We start from the raw sequence: 19,082 nt of genomic DNA on the forward strand, positions 1-19,082 counted from the left end.
ACGCCCAAAGATCATGACATGTCATCTTCAGTCATATTCGGTGTGTTGCTTACACAGTTTGGGGGGTGAGTGATGACTCGCCACGAGGGTCGTCTCGGTGCGCTCGCCGAGATCGATTCATCCGCAGCCGAGCTTGCCGACCGCATGGTCGGCCTGTCGGTCCGCGGGCTTCCTCCGGGGTACGTCAACGGTGAGTTCGTCTTCACCAGGCGGGGCAGGCTCGGCGGCGACGGGCGCTGGACGGCCGTCCCCGAAGGGCGGAGCGTGCGCTACAGCGCCATCGTGGCCCTCGGCGTCGCCGCGCTCCCGGAGGACGCGCAGCGAGCCGCCCTGGCGGGCGACACCGTCCTCGATCTGGTGGGAAACCTGGTCAAGGGCCTGCCGGACGTCGGCAACCTGGGCGACGTGGCCCTCGTCGCATGGGCGGCGGCCGAGGCCGGCCACCCCGGGCTCGACAGGGCTCTCCAGCGGCTGGCGGAGCTCGAAGGCGCACTGCGCCCAGGCGACCCGGTCCACACCGTCGAGGCGTCGTGGGCGCTGGCGGCCCTGGTCGCGGCGCACCGGGTGAGCCACGGCGCCGCGGACCTGGACCGGCGGCTGGACCACGCGAGGGAGAGGCTGCTCACGGGCCTGGGCGACGACCGGCTCTACCGGCACGTCCTCGGCCCCGCCTCCTGGTACCGCGCCCACGTCGGCTGCTTCGCCGACCAGGTCTACCCGCTGCAGGCCCTCGCCCGCCTGCACGCCCACACCGGCGACGCGGCGGCGCTCAAGGCGGCCGAGCGGATCGCCGCGGGCATCTGCGCGGCACAAGGGCCGCAGGGCCAGTGGTGGTGGCACTACGACGCGCGCACGGGTGGCGTGGTCGAGGGCTATCCGGTCTACAGCGTCCACCAGCTCTCGATGGCGCCGATGGCGCTGCTCGACCTCGCCGACGCCGGCGGCACCTCCTACATGAAGGAGATAGCGCTCGGCCTGCACTGGATGACCTCCCGGCCCGAGATCGACGACGAGCTGATCGTCGAAGAGCTCGACCTGACCTGGCGCAAGGCCGCCAGGGACGATCCGAAGAAGATCGTGAGAGGCGTGCGCGCCGTGGCCACCGCGATCAACCAGGGCTCGCGCCTCGGCGTGCTCGACCGCATCTACCCGCCGCTCGCCGTCGACCGCGAGTGCCGTCCTTACGAGCTCGGATGGCTGCTGTACGCGTGGGTGTTCTCGCTGCCCCGCGACACGCCGGGGACGCAGGGGTGACCGGCGTCCCGGCGCCGCGCAGGGCGCTTTTGGGGATGTCCCTCGACGCTCTCACCATGGAGCAGACCGTGGCGCGGTGCGTGGCGGCGGTCGAGGGCCGGGAGAACCTCACCATCGGCGTGGTGAACGCCGCCAAGGCCGTCCGCATGGGCCAGGACCAGGTGCTGCGCGACTCGGTGACCTCGTGCGATCTGGTGGTCGCCGACGGCCAGTCGATCGTGTGGGCCTCCCGATTCCTCGGCAGGCCGCTGCCCGAGCGGGTGGCCGGCATCGACCTGTTCACCTCGCTGATGGAGGAGGGCGCCCGGCGGTCGTACCGCGCGTACTTCCTGGGGGCCCGGCCAGAGGTGCTCGAACGGGTGGTCGCGGAGGTGCGCCACCGCTATCCGGGCCTGGAGATCGCGGGGGCGCGCGACGGCTACTTCACCGACGAGGAGGCCGCCGAGGTGGCGGCACGGATCGGGGAGGCCAAGCCCGACCTGCTGTTCCTCGGGATGACCTCGCCGAAGAAGGAGATCTTCCAGGCGCGGTTCGCCGAGGACATCAGGGCCGGAGTGATCCACGGCGTCGGCGGGTCGTTCGACGTGCTGGCCGGGAAGGTGCGCCGGGCTCCCGCGCTGTGGCAGAGGCTCGGCCTCGAATGGGCCTACAGGTTCCTCCAGGAGCCCTTACGGCTGGGACCTCGCTACGTCTCCACCAACACCCGGTTCGCCTGGATGGTGGTGAAGGAGTACGTCCAGGGCCATCGGAGGGGTGCCTGACTGCTCAGGTCCTGCTGCTCTCGTCCCGCAGCCACGTCGTGTAGTCCTTGGCCCGTACGGCACGGCGCGCCCTGGCCCGCGCGACGAGCGTGACGGCGAGGAACACGCCGAGGTGCGGCGCGAGCCACGGCGCGCGCGCGGCGATGGCGAGCAGGTCGCGAAGGCCCGTGCGGGCGTCCTGCCCGGCCATCGGGCCCTGCTCGATCTCCGCGACGACCGTCACGGCGCGGACCCGGCGCCGCATCAGGTCGGCGAGGGTACGCGGCGGGTGGATGACCGCGTGGGCCGTGCGCACCACCTGACGCTCGCCGGGCGCGAAGGCGAGCGAGGCCGCGAGGTCGTCCCCCATGACCGGCGGCAGGTCCATGATGCGCCGGTTGCCCTCCTCGGACACCGCGATCACACCCCGGCCGAAGAGCCCTTCTCGCACGGCCGGGAGGCGGTTCCAGACGGCGTAGTAGGCGCGCACCGGCCATGGCCGGTCGCGCAGCTCCAGCGCCCTCTCAGGGGCGGCGGCGAGGGCCCCCGAGCCGCCGTGCAGGAGCGTGTCGCGGAGTGCCCGCACGTCGGCGGTGCCCACCTCGACGTCGGCGTCCACGTAGATGCGGGGATGGCCGACGGCCGCCTCGTCGCCGAGGCGCAGTGCCTCCCGCTTGGAGGGCACCGGCGTCTCGATCACGCGGACGCCGAAGTCACGTGCGACCGAGGCGGTGTCGTCCTCACAGCCGTTGGCCACGACGACCACGTCGAACTCTCCGGGGGCCGCCCCGCCGAGCAGGCGCGAAAGGAGCCGGCCGATTACCCGGGCCTCGTTGTGGGCCGGGATGATGACGCTCGCGCTTGGCATAGTTCCGAAGTATTCACCCTCAACGGGAGTGTTCGATGACCGAACCGCGAATAGCGCCCACCGCCGACGTCGACCCCAGCGCGAAGATCGGTTCGGGCAGCCGGATCTGGCATCTCGCCCAGGTCCGCGAGCAGGCCGTGCTGGGTGAGGGATGCATCCTCGGGCGCGGCGCGTACGTCGGTCCGGGCGTCCGGGTCGGCGACCGGGTCAAGCTGCAGAACTACTCCTTGGTGTACGAGCCCGCGGTCCTGGAGGACGGTGTGTTCGTCGGGCCCGCGGCCGTGCTGACCAACGACATGTACCCCCGATCGACCGATGTGGACGGCGAGGTGAAGCGCGACGGTCACTGGACCGCCGAGGGCGTGGTCGTACGCGTGGGCGCCTCCATCGGGGCGCGGGCCGTGGTCGTCGCCGGGCGCACCATCGGGCGGCACGCCCTGGTCGCCGCCGGGGCGGTCGTCACCAGGGACGTTCCCGACTTCGCCCTGGTGGCGGGCGTTCCGGCCCGCCGGATCGGCTGGGTCGGACGTGCGGGGGTGACGCTGCGCGAGAGCGCGCCCGGACGCTGGAGCTGCCCGGAGACCGGAGAGGTCTACACCGAGCACGACGGCCGGTTGAGCGGGCCCGCTGAGGCGGAGCACGAGGGCCGGCCGGGCGAGACGGGCGGGCGCGGCGACGGCCCGTCCATCGGGCCGGCGTGAACGTCGCGTCTCTGTCCGGGCGCGCCAGGATCGCGATCCTCGCGGTCGCGGTCCTACTGTTCGGCGCGGCGGGAACGGTGTACGTCCTCAAGGCCAGGTCGGCCGCGAAGGGCTCGGCGCGGGCGGCGGCCGTGCGGAGCGCGGCGCCGCTGCCGCGCCAGACGGCCCTGGAGGCGGGCGACCTGTTCACGGTGCGTGCGGGCGCCTCGCCGGACAGCGGCAGGGTACTGGCGCTGCCCGCACGCGGAAAGGGCCAGGCGCGCACCACAGGACTCCACTGCAAGCGCTTCTACGCCGCGGCCGGTACGGGCCTGTGCCTGCGGGTCACCAGCGGCCTGGCGGCCCGGTCGGAGGCCATCGTGGTCGACGATCACCTTCGCGAGGGGCGGAAGGTCGCCCTGTCCGGGATCCCCAGCCGGGCGCGGGTCTCCGCGAGCGGGCGCATGGCGGCCTGGACCTTCTTCGTGGCGGGTGACTCCTACCTGAGCGTCGGGTTCTCCACCCGCGCGGGCATCCTGGACACCCGCACGGGCACGCTGGTCAAGAACCTGGAGGAGTTCACGCTGGAGAAGGACGGGCACGACTTCACTGCGCCTGACCTCAATTACTGGGGTGTCACCTTCGCGGCCGACGACAACCGCTTCTACGCCACGGTGTCCAGCGAGGGCAGGACCTACCTGGTGCAGGGCGACTTCGCCGAGCGCCGGATGCGCACGCTGCGTGAGAACGCCGAGTGCCCCTCGCTCTCCCCGGACGGCACCCGTGTGGCGTACAAGAAGCGGATGGGCGGCGCCGGCGATCCCTGGCGGCTGTACGTGCTGGACCTGAGGTCGGGCCGGGAGACCGCGCTCGCCGAGCCCGCGAACGTGGACGACCAGGCCGCGTGGCTCGACGCTCGTACGCTGATGTACAGCAGGCTGCGGGGCGACAGCTCGGACGTGTGGACGGTGCCCGCCGACGGCTGGGGGCGGCCGGAGCTCCTCCTGCGCGACGCCTACTCTCCCGCCGCGACGTGATGGGCGCCCCGGCGGGCGATCGGGCGTCGGCGCGGGAACGTGGACGGCGCGGGTGCGTGGACGGCGCGGGAACGTGGCCGGCGTGGGTGCGCCCGGCCCCGCGCTCGACGCCGAGGCGGCGACCCGTACGGCCGGTCCGGTCAGGAGGCGACCGGTTCGCCGGTGTTCTCCCACACGTTGTTCTCGAAGCGGTTCCCCTTGGCCTTGCTGTTGAAGTAGGTCACCGGCCCCCAGAAGCCGCCCTTGGGGAACAGGCGCCGGGTGAAGACGTTGCCGATGATCCGGATGTCGGTGGGGACACCGAACTTCCCCTCACCGCCGTAGATCGTGTAGCCGCCGCCACCGAGCAGGTTGCGCTCGATGAGTACGTCGTGCGCACGGCTGAAGTCCTGATAGATCGAGATCGCGGAGGTCTGCGAGATCTGGTTCAGGATGGTGTTGTGGCGGATCGTGAGGCTCAATCCCTTCTGGGGGGATCCGTTGGCCTGGGGACCGGTCACGTGGTCGCCGGGGTACTCCTTGAAGTCGTGCATGTAGGAGTCCTCGATGAGGCCGTGGTCGGTGCCGACGGAGTTCGACACGGTGTGGATGTTCGCGCGCCGCACCGTGATGTCGCCCCCCTGGTTCAGGACGCCCCACTGGGCCTTGACGACGCCGTCGCCGGAGATCTCGCAGTCTTCGATCACGGCGCCCGACGCGCCCTGCGCCTGGATGATCGACCAGTCGCCCTCGCCGATCACCCGCACGTTGCGGACCGTCACCTTGTCGGCCTTGATGTTCAGCTTCCCGTGCACCTCGAGGTTCTCCACCACGGCGCCCGGCTTGAGCACGGTGACCTCGCCGACCTTCTTGAGCGCGACCCCCTTGCGCAGGCCCGTGTTCTCCGCGGAGGGGAAGCCGTCGCGGGCCGGGGACGCACTGACGTCTGGCTGTGAGCTGTGCCCGGGGATGGGGTCGCGCCCGTCGTCCGCCGCACCGCCGGCGCTACATCCTGCGACGGCCAGGCCACTGAAAGCGACGAAGGCGACGAACAGTGCGTACCGGCCGGGTAGCGAAGAGGACACCGAGAACTCCAGCTCATAAGTCTGCGGAACGCTCCAGCGGGCCCGCCGGGAGCGCTGTCACCTGTCGTGGATCACATCTACGGGGTCGTGCGGGCTCCGAGGCGCGGCGGTCGTGCGCGCCGGATCGGGCCCGTGTCCGCCGTCGTCTGGTGTGGTGCGGGGGAACGTCCGCCACCCTCGCCGCTCCGGTCGCGGGTGGAGTACAGGACCGCGGCGGAGGACAGAGCGGCGATGAGGGCGACGCCGACGGTGGCGCGGCCCTTTTGGAGCCCTTGCCGATCGGGTCCCATGACCGAGCCGATGGGCTCCATCTTGATCATCACGCGCCCGCTGGCGCCCGCCGAGGTCTGCAGCCGGTGGAGCTTCTGGGTGAGAACCTGGAGTGCCAGATTGACCGTGTCGATCGACTCTTTGGGGTTGTCGGAGAGCGCCTGCATGGTGGCGTACGGCTGGCCGTAGACCGGAAGCTCCTCGTTGCCCCAGTGGGCCACCTCGTAATGGAAGGCGGCGGTGCCTCCCATGGCGCGCAGACGCTCCTTGGTGCTCGGATTGTCGAAGAACCGGGCGGTGGCCAGCGCCATGTAGATGTGGTTGTCGGTGAAGTGGTCGTAGACCTCACCCTTGAAGTGGTTGGTCTTGGTCATGAAAGCGACCGTGACCGAACTCTGGTAAAGAGGGGACCTATATCGGACCCAGACCACCGCGCAGGCGGCGACCAGGAAGATCAGCACCAGGCAGCAGCACCGCACAACCACTCGCCTTCGCACCGACACATGGTGGCACAGGCGTGCGGGATTTTGGGACGGGCCTGGTAAAGAAAGCACTCAGAGGAAACACTTGAGTGCGATGACAACGCGCCGAGATGCTCGGGCGTCCTATCTCGGCGGCTCGGCGAGGTGGGAATGGCAGATGTGGCCGACCGGGCGGGGGTGAAGGGAAACAATGGACCTGCTTGATTCGCTGCGTGCGCTGCTCCGGCGGTGGCCAGTGACGCTGGCATTGCTGGCGGTCACCATCGCGGCGACGGTCGGGGCGCTCATAGCGATTCCCTGGCAGTACGAGTCGAAGGCCACAATCGTCTTCCTGTCGTCAAGGAAGGGATCCCAGCCGGTGGGGGGAAACCCCTGGCTCGCGTTCGACGCCTCGCTGACCATCACGGCAGAGGTCATCTCGCGTGGCATGAGCGACGAGCGCACGCTGCAGAAGCTCAAGGACGAGGGCAAGACCGCCGAGTACACCGTCGGCCTCGCCCAGGACTCCCGGGGGCCGCTGCTCGACATCACGGCCACGGGAGCCGACCCGAAGGTCGCCCAGGCCACGATGGAGACGCTCGCGACGCTCAGCCAGGAGCGGCTGACCGATATGCAGCAGAAGTCCTCCATCCTCCCCGACGCGACGATCCGGGCCGAGCTGGTCACCTCCAGCGACCAGGCCGAGCTGACCCCGGAGAAGAAGATCCGGCTCCTTGTGATCGTCTTCGCCGGAGGCGCGCTGCTGACCATCGGCGTGCCGCTGTTCCTGGAGTCGCTGGCGCAGAAGCGCCGTAGGCTCGCCCAGCCCGACCCTGTGACGGCGAGCGCGGGTCAGCCTCCTGCCGGCCCGGCCCGTCCGCAGCGTGCGCAGCGTTCCGCCGCCGCGCCGCGTCCCGGAGGCGGCAACGTCCAGCGCAGCAGGCCCTCGGCGCGCGTCCCGCGGCCGATCGAGCCGCCCGAGCCCCGCATCTACGACCGCCGGGTGACCTCCACGCCCTCCCCGGCCAAGCACGCCTCGGCTCCCGAGCCCCGTGACCCGTGGGCCGGCCAGCAGCGCATCGAGGAGGGCTACACGGCCCCCATGCCGGTGATCAAGGTCGAGGACGACCTGTACGTCTGGTCCGACGACAAGGACCGGCCGCGAGGCGCCCCGCCGTCGGGCTCCACGTCCTCATCGAGAGACACGGGCAACGGGGGACGACAGGCCAACGGGTCACGCTCGTCGTCCGATCGGGGCTCCACCGCGGGCGGCGGAGCCCGGCAGGGGTCCGGCTCCGGGTCGCACCCCGCCGGAGGCGACTCAGACGACGAGCCGTACGTCGTGTTCGACCCCACCCGACCTGGTCGGTGACCAGCACGTCCGAGGCCGCGAGGGCGCGCTCGTCCACGCGGCCGCCTCAACGCCGGTCCAAGCCGGCCAAGGTCCGCGTCGACCCGGTGACGATCATGACGTTCTTCCTGATCGTCCTTTTCGTGATGCCGGCCAGGTACGTCGTGGGTCCTCTCGGCGGAGCGGGGTCGCCCTCGTCGATGGTGGCCGTGCTGCTGCTGGTGTGGTACCTGCTGTCCACGCTCTCCCCGCGGTGGACCCCGCTCCGCGGCCGGCAGCCGGTCCGTCCCGTCATCGTCTTCTTCGCGCTGGCCGTTCTGGCCAGCTACGTCGCCGCCGCCACCCGGCCGCTCTCGGCGGACGAGGTGAACGCCGCCGACCTCGGGCTCGTGCTGGTCGGCGGCTGGGCGGGCATCGCCCTGGTCACCGCCGACGGCATCAACGGCATGGACCGGCTGGAGACGCTGCGGCACCGCATCGTGCTGGGGGCGTCGTTCCCCGCGCTCGTCGCGATGATCCAGTTCTTCACCGGCATCGAGGTCACCCGCTATCTGGCCCTGCCCGGTCTGGTGGAGAAGGGCTCGGCCGTGCTGTTCGAGCGGGAAGGCTTCTTCCGCCCGGCCGGCACCGCCACCCACCCCATCGAGCTCGGCGTGGTCCTGGCCGCCGTGCTGCCGCTGGCCCTGCATGGAGCGATCTTCTGCCGCATTCCCGAGCAGCGCCGCAAGCGGTGGCTGATGGTCGCGCTCATCGCCGGCGCGCTGCCGATGAGCGTCTCACGCTCGGCCATCCTCGGCCTGTTCGTCGTGATGATCGTGCTGCTGCCCACCTGGCCGCCGGAGTGGCGGCTGCGTGCCCTGCTGATCTTCGGGGCCGCCTCGATCGTGATGCGCCTGGTGATCCCCGGGCTCATCGGCACCGTGCTCAATCTGGTGTCCGTGATCGGGTCCGACGAGAACTCGACCACGCGCACCGGCGACTACGACGCGGTCGTCGAGGCCGTGACGCAACGTCCGCTGTTCGGGCAGGGCTTCGCCACCTACCTTCCGCGCATCTACCGTGTGATCGACAACCAGTACCTCATGTCGGCGCTGGAGACCGGCCTCGTCGGCCTGCTGGCGCTGATCGTGTTCCTGCTGGCCGGATGGATGCTGGCCAGAGGGGCCAGACGGGCCGCGGCCGACGAGGAGACCCGCCACCTCGCCCAGTGCTTCGCCGCGTCCATGGCCGTCGCCCTCTTCGGCTTCGGCACCTTCGATGCCTTCAGCTTCCCCATGATCACGAACGTGATGTTCCTGATCTTCGGCTGCTGCGGCGCCCTGTGGCGCATCCAGACACAGCCCGCACGTGAGGTCTGGGATTAGAGCGGGCACACGGCCAAGACGGGCAGGAGCATGGGCCGATCTCCGCCCTGCTCGTGCGACCGGTACATCGACCGATACACCTATAGACACGTAGATACCGACTTTCGCGGAGCACGAGGAGTCAGCGCATATGAACGACGCGATGTGGGCCGGTACGGTCACGGTCACCGGGCATGAGCGGGCCGAGCTAGAGGCCTACCTTGCCCGGCCACTGGGTGACGCTCCGCGCGGCGGCGTGGTGGTGATCCACCACCTGCCCGGATATGACGACGCCACCAAGGAGATCGCCCGCAGGTTCGCGGCGCACGGGTACGCCGCGATCTGCCCGAACCTCTTCTCCCGCGAGGGCGCCGGGGTCGGCCCTGACGACCAGGCCGCCGCCGCACGGGCCAAGGGTGGCGTCCCGGACGAGCAGGTCGTCGGCGACATAGCGGGCGCCGCCGCCTATCTCAACTCCCTTGACCACGCCAACGGCAAGATCGGCGTGATCGGATACTGTTCGGGCGGCAGGCAGAGCTTCCTGGTGGCCTGCTCGCTCGAGATCGACGCGGCGGTTGACTGTTACGGCGCGTTCGTGGTGAACGAGCCACCCGCGCAGTCCCCGTTCAAGGCGACGCCGCTGGTCGCCAAGGCGCCTGATCTGTCCTGCCCGCTGCTTGGCCTGTTCGGCGCCGAGGACGCCTATCCTGCGCCCGAGGAGGTGGCCGTACTCTCCGCCGAGCTGGAGAAGCTGGGCAAGGAGCACGAGTTCCACACCTTCCCCGACGCGGGGCACGGGTTCTTCGCCACCGACCGGCCCGCCTACCGCCCGGCCGCCGCGGTGCAGGGCTGGAAGAAGATCTTCGATTTCTACGGTCGCCACCTCAGCGTCTGACGGGAGAGTCTGGCATGTGCACCTATGTCACCGAGAAGATCGAGCTCGACGGCGCCGGGAAGGGAGGATCCGGCTGGTTCACTTTGAGCCAGGGCGCGGTCTACGTCGACCACCCTTACCACGCCTGCCACGAGCACACGGTGAACATCGACTTCACCAACCCGGGCGAAGGCCCTTCGGCCCGGGTGGCGGTCGAGCTCACCGAGGAGTCGGCGCTGGCGCTGGTCGAGGCCATACAGAAGGCCCTGGCCTCTGCCCCTCCCGGCCTGGCCTCAGGCCGCCGCTGAGAGGAGCCCGGCCCCGCGCCGCCCTAGGGGTGATCACCCCGCGGTCATAGCTGACTCAGCACTTTGGCGAGGGTTTCCGCCACCTGTTCCTGCTGCTCGGGGGACAGGTGGGGGTGGATCGGGAGGGACAGGATCTCGCCGGCCGCCTTCTCGGTGACCGGGAAGTCGCCGGGGCCGTGGCCGAGATGGCGGAACGCCGGCTGGAGGTGCACCGGCACCGGATAGTGGATCTGCGCCTGTACTCCGGCCTCCTGGAGCCCGGCCAGCACCCTGTCCCGCTCGGGCACCCGGATGACGTACAGGTGCCAGACATGGACGTTGCCCGGCGCCGCCCGTGGCAGCCGCACCCCGTCGATGCCGGACAGGAGCTCCTGGTACCGATCGGCCGCCGCCCGGCGCTGTTCGTTCCACCCGGCCAGGCGCTTGAGCTTGGCGCGCAGCACCACCGCCTGCAGGGTGTCCAGCCGGGAGTTGAAGCCGAGCGTCTCGTGCTGGTACTTCACCTCGCTGCCGTGGCTGGTCAGCAGCCGGACCGCACGGGCCAGCCCGGGGGAGGAGGTGAGCACGGCTCCCGCCTCGCCGTACGCGCCGAGGTTCTTGCCCGGGTAGAAGCTGGTCGCGGCCAGGCCGACCGGCGGGCGCCCGGCCTGCTCGGAGCCCTGGGACTGCGCTCCGTCCTCGACGACGGTCAGGCCATGCCTTCCTGCGAGCTCGTGCACGGCCGCCATGGGGGCCTGCTGGCCGTACAGGTGGACCGGGAGGATCGCGGCGGTGTCCGCGCCGACGGCGGAGGCGGCCGACCCGGGATCGAGCAGGAGATGGTCGTCGTCGCAGTCGGCCAGGACAGGCCGCAGCCCGGCGCGGACGACGGCCTCGGCCGTGGCGACGAACGTGTTGGCCGGCAGCACCGCCCCGGCGCCGGGGGGCAGCTCGCACGCGCGGAGGGCCATCTCGATGGCGTCGGTGCCGTTGCCCGCGCCCACGCAGTACGGCACGCCGGAGAAGGCGGCGAACTCCTCCTCGAAGGCGGCGACGTCAGGTCCCTGGACGAAGGCCGTGTTCTGGAGCACCCGGTCGAAGCCCTGGAGCACCTCCTCGGCCACCTCGGCGTGGGCGGCTCTCAGATCGACGAACGGGATCATGTCGGTGCTCCATCATTCACTTGGCTTGGACGGACGAAACGGGCGGGCACACCGGCCCAGACCTCGCGGGGAGGGATGTCCCTGGTGACGACGGACCCCATGCCGACCAGGGCGTAGGAACCGATCGTCAGCGCCTCCCGGACGAGGGCGCCGGAGCCCACGTAGGCTCCGCGCGCGACGTGGACGCCGCCGGCCAGCCGCGCACCGGCGGCCAGTGTGGCGAAGTCCGCGACGACGTCGTCGTGGGTGAGCGTCACGTGGGGCATCACGCTCACGTGCGCCCCCACGGTGACCGCGGCGGTCAGCACCGCCTGCGCCAGCACGACCGATCCCGGGCCGATCGAGGACGACCGGGACAGGCTCACGCTGGGGTGGACCAGGGTGGCGTACCGCTCAGGCGGAAGGGCGAGACGGGCGACGATGCGTGCGCGGCTGGCGTAGTCGCGGGGGCTTCCGGTGCAGACCACGACCTGGGCGTTCTCGCGCCTGACGGCCTCGCCGGAGCCGGCGAGCACGGGCACGCCGTCGACGGCGGTGCCGTGCTTGGCGGGGTCGTCGTCCAGGTGGCCGAGCAGTTCCCAGGTGGGGGAGACGTCGTTGATCGCGTGCACGAGCTGCGCGGTCTCCCGGGCGAAGCCACCGGCTCCGACGATGAGCAGCGGGGTCATGCCGCCTCCTTGATGTTCCGCAGCACGCCGCGCTTGCGGTAGCCGTACAGGCCCACGACCAGCAGGGCGAACGACCCGGCCGCCGCGAGCACCGCGATGTCGGGGCCGGCCGCCCGCAGGGCGAACACGGCGAACCCGCCGACGGCGAGCGCGGCCAGTACGGCCGGCCAGAGGGAGCGGGCGAGGCCGAGAAGGGGGACACCGGTGCGGCCGAGCTGCCACAGGTAGGCGGGCAGCACCACGACGCCCGCCACGGCCACCAGCGCGACGGCGGCGCCGCGCAGCCCGTCCTGGTGGACGCCGACCCACATGGCCGGGATGAGGACGACCAGCCAGAGCCCCTGCACCGCGAGGACCGCGCGCGACCGTTCGAGCACGACCAGGTAGTCGTAGACCAGCTCGAAGAAGATGCGCAGCCCGGCGAGCACGCCCAGCCCGGCGAGCGCGATGGCGGCCGGCTCCCACTCGTCTCCGTAGACGAAGCGGATGATCGCGGGCGCGGCCCCGCTGAGCAGCAGGCACACCGGAAGCGTCAGCCCGACGAGCAGCGCCGCCACCGCCACGAACGACCGGTTGAGCGTGGGGCGGTCATGCTGGAGCCGCGCGAACGCGGCGGGCGCGACCGCGCGTACCGGCTGGGAGAACACCGCCACCGGCCATCCGGACAGGTTCACGGCCAGGACGTAGAAGCCCAGGGCCGTGGAGCCCAGCACGTGCCCGACGACGATCTGGTCCGCGTACCCGACCGCGAAGACCAGCAGCGACGCCCCGGCGAGCGGCAGGCCGAACCTGACCAGCCGCCGGGCCACCGCCCGGTCGAAGCCGAACCGCAGCCGCTGGGGCGCGAAGGAGATCAGCAGGACCCCGCCCGCGAGCGAGCCGCATACCCGTCCGATCGCCAGGCTCATCGCCCCCCACCCGAGGAGGGCCAGCGCGAGCGAGATCAGCGCGCCGAGCCAGTTGTCCACCTGGTCGGCGATCATCTTCCGCCCCTGCATGAACTCGCGTTGCATCAACGCCGCCGAGGTCGAGACCAGGCCGTTGGTGACCACGCTGAGCGCGAGCACCCGCACGGGGCCGGTCGCGCCGGGGTTGCCCATGGCCTCGGCGAACGCGGGGGCGGCGAGGTAGAACCCCGCGCAGACCAGCACGCTGAATCCGGCCGACAACGTGGCGACGGTCGGGACGATGGCGCGCGGGTCGTCGGGCCACCGCACGATGGCGAGGCTGACGCCCAGCTCGTTGATGCTCAGCATGGCGAGCAGCGCGACCAGCGCGACGGCGAAGGTGCCGAACTCGCCGGGCCCGAGAACCCTGGCCAGCGTGATGCCGATGGCCAGCGTGCCGAAGCGGGCGGCCAGGGTGCTGACGAAGCTCCACCCGAGCGCCTTCCCCGCCTTGGTGCGCAGGGAGGAACCGTCGACGTCGGTCACGGGCGTCTCCCGGTGACGGGGCCGGAGCCGTCCGCGCTCATCCGCGCCCCCGCGCGACGGCGTTGAAGTCGTCGCGGGCGTGGGTGCCGCGCAGGCGGTCGTAGCGGCGGCGCAGCTTGTAGTTCAGCACGCCCGCCGCGGTCCCGAGGGCGTCCAGGGTGGCCGGTCGCTCGGTGACGGCCCGTTCGTAGATCTCCACCTGCACCCGGGCCGCGCGCTCCAGGCTGAAGCGCTCCACGACGAGCCGCCTGCCGTACTCGCCCAGCTCGCGCCGCAGACCGGGGCCGGCGTACAGCCTGCGCAGCAGGGTCTCCAGGCGCGGGGCACCCTCCTCCCGGCCGGCGCCGAGGCCGTACCAGCCCTGGCTCAGGAAGGTCTTCTCGCTGTCGGGGGTCAGCAGCTCGAAGAAACCGTGCTCGCCCTGCACGATGAGGGGCTTGGCGAAGGCCAGCGACCGGAGCGCCGAGCCGCCCATGCCGAGGCAGACGGTGGCCGCGGCGTAGGCGGGCCTCGGGTCGAGGAGCTGTCCCGTCACCACGACCGCGCGCCGCCCGGCGGCGGCGTTGGCGGCGGCGGCACGCTGCTCCACCTCGGCGCGGGCCGGGCCGTCGCCGACCACGATGAGCCGTACGTCCAGCTCGCTCGCCAGGCGGCCGACGACGTCGATCGCGGTGAGCACGCCCTCCAGCTTGAGCTCGGACACAAGGCGCCCGACGACGACGAGATCCAGCGGCCCTTCGGGCAGGTCGAAGTCCCGGCGGAAGTCGCCGGCCGCGTGCCCGGGTGCGTTGGCGACCACGTCGACCGGCGGTTCGATGAGATGGACGTGACGCCGCCCGGGAGCGGCCTGGTCCTGGATCTCCCGGGTGCCGACGACCAGGGGAAGCGACGGCGGCAGGAAGGGCGCCACGGCCATCGACATGACCGTGCAGACGGCCGCGGCGGGCCCTCGCAGGCTCGCGTAGAACGCCTCCACGCCCGGCGGCCACTCGTACCCGTGGACCACGTCCAGGCCACGCCGGACGGCCAGGTCGCGCAGCAGCCGTACCGTGGCGGCGGACGGCCTGCGCCGGCCGGGGCTCAGCGGCAGGTGCTCCAGGCCCGCGTCGGTGAGGTACCCGGCCAGCGGGCCGGGCTCGCCGATCACGCTGACCTCGTGGCCCAGCCGCTGGACGGCGGCGGCGAGCTCGACGGCGTTGAGCTGGCTGCCGCCGATCTCCATGGCGTGGGGATACACCAGGATGCGCACGGTCATCTCTCCATGGCATGGGGGTACACCGGAACACGCACGGTCAGGCTCCCGCGGCGGCGTGCACGGCCTCGACGACCTGGTCCTGCTCGGCCTCGGTCATGGCGTGGAAGAGCGGAAGGATCAGCGAGTTGCCGGTCAGCCATTCGGTGGCGGGAAGCTCGGCGGCGGGCACGTCCGCGTAGGCCGGCTCCATGTGGGCGGCCATGATGCCACGGCGGGCGGAGACGCCCCGCTCGGCCAGGAAGCCCAGCAGCCGGTTGCGGTCCATGGGGAAGTCGCCGGGCAGCGCGATCCAGAACGACTGGAAGTTCGACCTTCCGTACTCGGGGTCGCGCACCGTGGTGAGCCCCGGGATGCCGGCCAGCAGCTCCTGGTAGCGCGCCGCCAGCGCACGGCGCCGGGCGATCAGCTCGGGGAGCCTGCGGAGCTGTACGAGGCCCACGGCCGCCTGCAGGTCGGTCATGCGGTAGTTGAACCCGACCTCGGTGTACTCCTCTGGCGCGGTCGACCCGGTGGCGTGCCGTTCCGCGGCGCTCACGCTCATGCCGTGCTCGCGCAGCCGCCGTGCCCGGGCCGTCCACTCCGGGTCGTCGGTGGTGAGCATCCCGCCCTCGCCGGTGGTGAGCAGCTTGCGGGGGTGGAAGGACCAGGCGGAGACCGCCGAGCCCGCGCCCACGGGCCGGTCGCGGTAGATCGACCCGGCGGCGCAGGCGGCGTCCTCGACGAGCGTCAGACCGGGGTGGGCGGCGCGGATCTCCTCGACGTCCGCGGGCACGCCCGCCTGGTGGACGACGATCACCGCGCGGGTGCGGGGCGTGCGGGCGGCGTCGACGGTCTTGGCGGTGAGGTTCCCCGTCGACGGGTCGATGTCGGCGAACACCGGCGTGGCGCCGGTGTACCGCACCACGTTCGCGGTCGCGATGAACGACAGCGACGGCACCACGACCTCGTCGCCGGGGCCGACCCCCGCGAGCACCAGGGCGAGGTGCAGCGCGGTCGTGCAGGAGGAGGCGGCCACGCCGTGGCCGGCCTGGACGCTCTGCGCGAACGCGCGCTCGAACTCGGCCACCCTCGGCCCCTGCGCGACCCAGCCGGAGGCGATGACCTCGCCCACGGCGGCTTCTTCCTCCGGGCCGAACCACGGCCGCATCACCGGGATCATCGCCCGGCCACCTCCTTGGTGTCCACGTCGAGAAGGTCCGCCAGCCGGCGGACCCTTTGGTTCCAGTCGTGCCCTGCCGCGAAGGCCCGCCGCCGCCCGGCGAGCGCGTCGGTCCTGGTGGTGCGCAGCTCTTCGGTCACGGCGGTGGCGAACTCCGCCGGGGTCCGCGCGACGGGGATCAGCGACCCGGCGTCCAGCCATGCGGTGGCGGGGAGGTCGGTGGAGACCACCCCGCGCCCGGCCGCGAGGTACTCGAGCGTCTTCAGCGGGAAGCTCGCCCGGTTGAAGGCGCTGTCGGCGTAGGGCGTCAGGCCGACGTCCATGAGACGCAGGTACGACGGCAGCTCCTCGTACGGCTTGGGGCCCACCCAGTGCACGTTCGGCCGGCCCACGAGCCGCGGCCACCGCTCGGGCTCGTAGTCGCCGGAGCGGGGCCCGACGAGCACCAGCGGCGCCCCCGTGGCGGCCACGGCCTCCAGCAGGGCGATGTCGATGCGGGCGTTGACGTGCCCCACGAACCCGGCGACCGGCGTCCGCGCCAGCTCCGGCGGGAGGTCGGCGGGCAGGGGAGCGTCGTCGATCGCGTCGTATGTGGACACGTCGCAGCCGTTGGGCACGAGCGTCGCGGTGCGCCCGAGCCGCGCGACGCGCTCGACCAGATCGGGGGAGACGACGGCGACCGCGCCCGCCCGTGCGGTCATGCGGGCCTCGGCCTTGGCCAGCCGGGAGGGCGACATCCGGATCAGCGAGGCGCCCGCCACGAGGTCGTCGGTGACGTACCTGAGCGTGCGGGCGCCCCGCGCCACCTCCAAAAGGTCGGTGGTCCCGGCCACGACGACGGCCGCGATCGTGGCCCCGGCCTTGCGCGCGGCGGCCCGTACGGCCTGGCGGGCGAGCACCGCGGTGACGCGGTCCACGCCGGGCCGGTACGCGGCGGGCGGGGCGACCGGGCTCAGCCGCCACAGGCCCGGCCGGACCCGGCGCAGGAGGTGCCCGGCCTCCCCGGTCCGCGGGTCGCGCCACCCGGAACGGATGGGGCGCGGCGGGTCGACGTAGAGGACGTCGACGAACGCGCTCAGCCGGTCGGCCATGTGCCGGTCCGTACCGCTCACCCCGTCGTAGCGCGTGCCTCCGCCGTATACGAGCAGATCTTTCACCGGGTCTTCTCGGCGCGCCACCAGGCGACGAGGCGACGCAGGCCCTCCTCGAGGCCGACCTCGGCCTTCCAGCCGAGCCGCTCGGCCGCCGCGCCGACGTCGGCCAGGCGGCGGGTCACGCCGTTGACCGCGCGGGCCGGGCCGAACTCCAGGCCGAGCTCGGTCGCGTCCATGACCGACATCAGGGTCTCCGCCAGCCCGCGCAAGCTGGTCTCGGTGGAGCTCGCGATGTTGAAGACCTGGTCGGTCGCGTCGCTCGCCGCCGCAAGCAGGTTGGCGCGGGCGATGTCCTCGGTGTAGACGAAGTCCATGGTCTGCAGCCCGTCGCCCAGGATCAGCGGCGGCCGGCCGGCCTCGATGCGGTCCATCCAGCGGATCAGCACCTCGGTGTAGAGGCCGTGGACGTCCATGCGGGGGCCGTAGACGTTGAAGTAGCGCAGGGCGACGTAGTCGAGCCCGCGCATGGCGTGGAAGCTGCGCAGCAGCCCTTCATTGAAGGTCTTGGCCGCGCCGTACAGGGTGTCGTTGGCGTAGGGGTGGTGGTCTTCGCGGGTGGGGAACTCGGTGGCCAGGCCGTACACGGAGGCCGACGAGGAGGCGATCACCTTGCGGACCCCGGCGTCGGCCGCGGCCTCGACGACCTCGTAGGTGCCGTCGACCAGCACCTCCAGGGCGAGGCGCGGCTCCTCGGCGCACTGCGTGATGCGGATCGCGGCCAGGTGGAACACCAGGTCCATGCCCTGGGTCAGCGAGCGCACGAGCGCGGTGTCGCGGATGTCGCCCTCGACCACGCGCAGGCGGCCGGTGCTCCCGGCCACCGCCTCGGCGGCGGCGAGGTTGGCCCGGCGGCCACGGACGAAGTTGTCGAGCACGACCACCTCGCCGGCGCCCGCCGCGAGAAGCTGGTCCACGATGGTGGAGCCGATCGTGCCCGCGCCCCCGGTCACCAGGCAGCGGCTGTTCTCGATCATCGAGCGGTTCCCCCCAGTTCGATTCTTCTGCCGTCATTTTGGATGCTCTGTCCCGCGGCTTCCAGAAGAGCGAGCACGCGGAGCCCGGACCGCCCGTCGGTGAGCGGGGCCCGGCCCTCCTGGATGGCCGCCGCGAACTCCCCCATCACGCCCCGCAGGGCCTCTCGCTCGGGCAGTGCGGGTACGACGACGTCACCGGTCCGATAGGAGATGAGGGCCGCCCTGCGCTCGTCCTCCCCGGCCGCCGAGAGGTCGACCCCCCGGTCGTACACCGCGAGGCGCTGGGCGGGGTTGACGTCGTCCCACACGATCGTGCGGCGCGAGCCGCCGATCACGGTTGTACGGATCTTGGTCGGGCTCAGCCAGTTGACATGGATGTGCGCGATGGCGCCCGAGGAGAGCCACAGGGTCAGGTACGCCAGGCACGGCCGCCCCGCCCCGATCGGGTCGGAGGTGTGGGCCGCCACCGCGATCGGCGTGACGCCCTCCGGCAGCACGAAGTCCAGGATGGACAGGTCGTGCGGCGCGAGGTCCCACAGCACGTCCACGTCCTGCTGGACCAGGCCCAGATTGATGCGGACCGAGTCGACGAACTGCACGTCGCCGAGCTCTCCGGAGGCGATGAGGTCGCGGATCCGGCGGACGACCGGCGTGTAGCAGAAGGTGTGGTCGAGCATGAGCACCCGTCCCCGCTCCTCGGCGAGGGCGACCAGCTTGGCGCCCTCGTCGTAGGTGGGGGTCAGCGGCTTCTCGACCAGCACGTGCTTGCCGGCGTCCAGGGCGGCGCGGACCAGGTCGAAGTGGGTCCGGGCCGGGGTGGCGATGGCCACGGCGTCCACCGCCGGGTCCTGGAGCACCTGCTCGACCGAGGAGGTCGGCCTGACCGTGGTGTAGCGGCCGAGCACCGCCTCGGCCCGGTCCTCGTCGAGATCGCACAGCCACTCCAGGCGCAGCTCCGGGGTGGCCATGGCGTTCCGCACCAGGTTCGGGCCCCAGTAGCCCGCACCGATCACGGCAAGGCCGATCGTCACGCGGATCTCCTCTCGT

19 protein-coding genes are annotated in these 19,082 nt (G+C 71.9%); 8 read left to right on the forward strand and 11 right to left on the reverse strand.

Annotated elements, in window-relative coordinates:
- Nucleotides 1–72: 72 nt before the first annotated feature.
- Both ABD810_RS05130 and ABD810_RS05135 read left to right on the forward strand, forming a co-directional pair.
- The gene (locus tag ABD810_RS05130; RefSeq protein ID WP_344934814.1) at nt 73–1,254 is read left to right on the forward strand and encodes a hypothetical protein; all 1,182 of its coding nucleotides are present in this window, start codon (nt 73–75) and stop codon (nt 1,252–1,254) included.
- Nucleotides 1,255–1,289: 35 nt separating this feature from the next.
- Nucleotides 1,290–2,015: a WecB/TagA/CpsF family glycosyltransferase gene (locus ABD810_RS05135; RefSeq protein ID WP_344934817.1), complete on the forward strand. Its 726-nt coding sequence runs from the start codon at nt 1,290–1,292 to the stop codon at nt 2,013–2,015.
- Nucleotides 2,016–2,019: 4 nt separating this feature from the next.
- On the opposite strand, the gene ABD810_RS05140 is transcribed toward ABD810_RS05135, so the two are convergent.
- Nucleotides 2,020–2,862 (reverse strand): glycosyltransferase, encoded by an 843-nt coding sequence (locus ABD810_RS05140; RefSeq protein ID WP_344934820.1) that lies wholly within the window; start codon nt 2,860–2,862, stop codon nt 2,020–2,022.
- 35 nt (nt 2,863–2,897) lie between these two features.
- Here ABD810_RS05140 and ABD810_RS05145 point away from each other — a divergent pair, with 35 nt between their 5' ends.
- Together ABD810_RS05145 and ABD810_RS05150 are read left to right on the forward strand one after the other, a co-directional pair.
- The gene (locus ABD810_RS05145; RefSeq protein ID WP_344934822.1) at nt 2,898–3,563 is read left to right on the forward strand and encodes an acyltransferase; all 666 of its coding nucleotides are present in this window, start codon (nt 2,898–2,900) and stop codon (nt 3,561–3,563) included.
- On the forward strand, nt 3,560–4,579 hold the full coding sequence (locus ABD810_RS05150) for a TolB family protein (protein ID WP_344934824.1): 1,020 nt from the start codon (nt 3,560–3,562) through the stop codon (nt 4,577–4,579). Before ABD810_RS05145 ends, ABD810_RS05150 begins: the two co-directional genes overlap by 4 nt.
- A gap of 140 nt (nt 4,580–4,719) precedes the next feature.
- Here the strand turns inward: ABD810_RS05150 and ABD810_RS05155 are convergent, their stop codons facing one another.
- Nucleotides 4,720–5,643 carry a right-handed parallel beta-helix repeat-containing protein gene (locus ABD810_RS05155; RefSeq protein WP_344934826.1) on the reverse strand — a complete coding sequence of 308 codons (924 nt, stop codon included), beginning with the start codon at nt 5,641–5,643 and terminating at the stop codon, nt 4,720–4,722.
- 77 nt (nt 5,644–5,720) lie between these two features.
- On the reverse strand, nt 5,721–6,287 hold the full coding sequence (locus tag ABD810_RS05160; protein WP_344934829.1) for a hypothetical protein: 567 nt from the start codon (nt 6,285–6,287) through the stop codon (nt 5,721–5,723).
- 298 nt (nt 6,288–6,585) lie between these two features.
- Here ABD810_RS05160 and ABD810_RS05165 point away from each other — a divergent pair, with 298 nt between their 5' ends.
- The 4 genes from ABD810_RS05165 (at nt 6,586) to ABD810_RS05180 (ending at nt 10,250) form a co-directional block, all read left to right on the forward strand.
- A complete protein-coding gene (locus ABD810_RS05165; protein ID WP_344934831.1) occupies nt 6,586–7,746 on the forward strand; it encodes a hypothetical protein in 1,161 nt (386 codons plus the stop codon).
- Nucleotides 7,743–9,089, forward strand: a complete 1,347-nt coding sequence (locus ABD810_RS05170; RefSeq protein WP_344934833.1) for an O-antigen ligase family protein — start codon at nt 7,743–7,745, stop codon at nt 9,087–9,089. Before ABD810_RS05165 ends, ABD810_RS05170 begins: the two co-directional genes overlap by 4 nt.
- Nucleotides 9,090–9,219: 130 nt before the next feature.
- Nucleotides 9,220–9,963, forward strand: a complete 744-nt coding sequence (locus ABD810_RS05175) for a dienelactone hydrolase family protein (protein ID WP_344934835.1) — start codon at nt 9,220–9,222, stop codon at nt 9,961–9,963.
- Between the two features lie 14 nt (nt 9,964–9,977).
- Nucleotides 9,978–10,250, forward strand: coding sequence for a DUF6295 family protein (locus ABD810_RS05180; RefSeq protein WP_344934838.1), 273 nt, complete (start codon nt 9,978–9,980; stop codon nt 10,248–10,250).
- A 44-nt stretch (nt 10,251–10,294) separates the two neighbouring features.
- On the opposite strand, the gene ABD810_RS05185 is transcribed toward ABD810_RS05180, so the two are convergent.
- From ABD810_RS05185 to ABD810_RS05220, 8 genes are read right to left on the reverse strand one after another with little or no spacing between them, the layout of a single operon-like run.
- Complete coding sequence (locus ABD810_RS05185) at nt 10,295–11,392, reverse strand: DegT/DnrJ/EryC1/StrS family aminotransferase (protein WP_344934840.1); 1,098 nt, start codon at nt 11,390–11,392, stop codon at nt 10,295–10,297.
- Nucleotides 11,389–12,060: a NeuD/PglB/VioB family sugar acetyltransferase gene (locus ABD810_RS05190; protein ID WP_344934843.1), complete on the reverse strand. Its 672-nt coding sequence runs from the start codon at nt 12,058–12,060 to the stop codon at nt 11,389–11,391. The genes ABD810_RS05185 and ABD810_RS05190 overlap by 4 nt, the downstream gene beginning before the upstream one ends.
- Nucleotides 12,057–13,493: an oligosaccharide flippase family protein gene (locus ABD810_RS05195; protein ID WP_344934846.1), complete on the reverse strand. Its 1,437-nt coding sequence runs from the start codon at nt 13,491–13,493 to the stop codon at nt 12,057–12,059. Before ABD810_RS05195 ends, ABD810_RS05190 begins: the two co-directional genes overlap by 4 nt.
- 37 nt (nt 13,494–13,530) lie before the next feature.
- Nucleotides 13,531–14,748 carry a glycosyltransferase family 4 protein gene (locus tag ABD810_RS05200; protein ID WP_344934848.1) on the reverse strand — a complete coding sequence of 406 codons (1,218 nt, stop codon included), beginning with the start codon at nt 14,746–14,748 and terminating at the stop codon, nt 13,531–13,533.
- 37 nt (nt 14,749–14,785) lie between these two features.
- Nucleotides 14,786–15,907: a DegT/DnrJ/EryC1/StrS family aminotransferase gene (locus ABD810_RS05205; RefSeq protein WP_344934850.1), complete on the reverse strand. Its 1,122-nt coding sequence runs from the start codon at nt 15,905–15,907 to the stop codon at nt 14,786–14,788.
- Nucleotides 15,904–17,064: a glycosyltransferase gene (locus ABD810_RS05210; RefSeq protein ID WP_344934852.1), complete on the reverse strand. Its 1,161-nt coding sequence runs from the start codon at nt 17,062–17,064 to the stop codon at nt 15,904–15,906. Before ABD810_RS05210 ends, ABD810_RS05205 begins: the two co-directional genes overlap by 4 nt.
- Entirely contained in the window at nt 17,061–18,035 is a 975-nt protein-coding gene (locus tag ABD810_RS05215; protein WP_344934853.1) for an NAD-dependent epimerase/dehydratase family protein, read from the reverse strand. The genes ABD810_RS05210 and ABD810_RS05215 overlap by 4 nt, the downstream gene beginning before the upstream one ends.
- Nucleotides 18,032–19,066, reverse strand: coding sequence for a Gfo/Idh/MocA family protein (locus ABD810_RS05220; RefSeq protein ID WP_344934855.1), 1,035 nt, complete (start codon nt 19,064–19,066; stop codon nt 18,032–18,034). Before ABD810_RS05220 ends, ABD810_RS05215 begins: the two co-directional genes overlap by 4 nt.
- Nucleotides 19,067–19,082: the final 16 nt, after the last annotated feature.

Origin of the sequence: Sphaerisporangium flaviroseum (assembly GCF_039537005.1) — a bacterium.
GTDB classification, from domain to species: domain Bacteria; phylum Actinomycetota; class Actinomycetes; order Streptosporangiales; family Streptosporangiaceae; genus Sphaerisporangium; species Sphaerisporangium flaviroseum.

Coding starts and splice junctions, on each gene's coding strand:
- ABD810_RS05130 (WP_344934814.1), top strand. CDS start 73: ATGACTCGCCACGAGGGTCGTCTCGGTGCGCTCGCCGAGATCGATTCA.
- ABD810_RS05135 (WP_344934817.1), top strand. CDS start 1,290: ATGTCCCTCGACGCTCTCACCATGGAGCAGACCGTGGCGCGGTGCGTG.
- ABD810_RS05140 (WP_344934820.1), bottom strand. CDS start 2,862: ATGCCAAGCGCGAGCGTCATCATCCCGGCCCACAACGAGGCCCGGGTA.
- ABD810_RS05145 (WP_344934822.1), top strand. CDS start 2,898: ATGACCGAACCGCGAATAGCGCCCACCGCCGACGTCGACCCCAGCGCG.
- ABD810_RS05160 (WP_344934829.1), bottom strand. CDS start 6,287: ATGACCAAGACCAACCACTTCAAGGGTGAGGTCTACGACCACTTCACC.
- ABD810_RS05165 (WP_344934831.1), top strand. CDS start 6,586: ATGGACCTGCTTGATTCGCTGCGTGCGCTGCTCCGGCGGTGGCCAGTG.
- ABD810_RS05175 (WP_344934835.1), top strand. CDS start 9,220: ATGAACGACGCGATGTGGGCCGGTACGGTCACGGTCACCGGGCATGAG.
- ABD810_RS05180 (WP_344934838.1), top strand. CDS start 9,978: ATGTGCACCTATGTCACCGAGAAGATCGAGCTCGACGGCGCCGGGAAG.
- ABD810_RS05185 (WP_344934840.1), bottom strand. CDS start 11,392: ATGATCCCGTTCGTCGATCTGAGAGCCGCCCACGCCGAGGTGGCCGAG.
- ABD810_RS05190 (WP_344934843.1), bottom strand. CDS start 12,060: ATGACCCCGCTGCTCATCGTCGGAGCCGGTGGCTTCGCCCGGGAGACC.
- ABD810_RS05200 (WP_344934848.1), bottom strand. CDS start 14,748: ATGACCGTGCGCATCCTGGTGTATCCCCACGCCATGGAGATCGGCGGC.
- ABD810_RS05205 (WP_344934850.1), bottom strand. CDS start 15,907: ATGATCCCGGTGATGCGGCCGTGGTTCGGCCCGGAGGAAGAAGCCGCC.
- ABD810_RS05215 (WP_344934853.1), bottom strand. CDS start 18,035: ATGATCGAGAACAGCCGCTGCCTGGTGACCGGGGGCGCGGGCACGATC.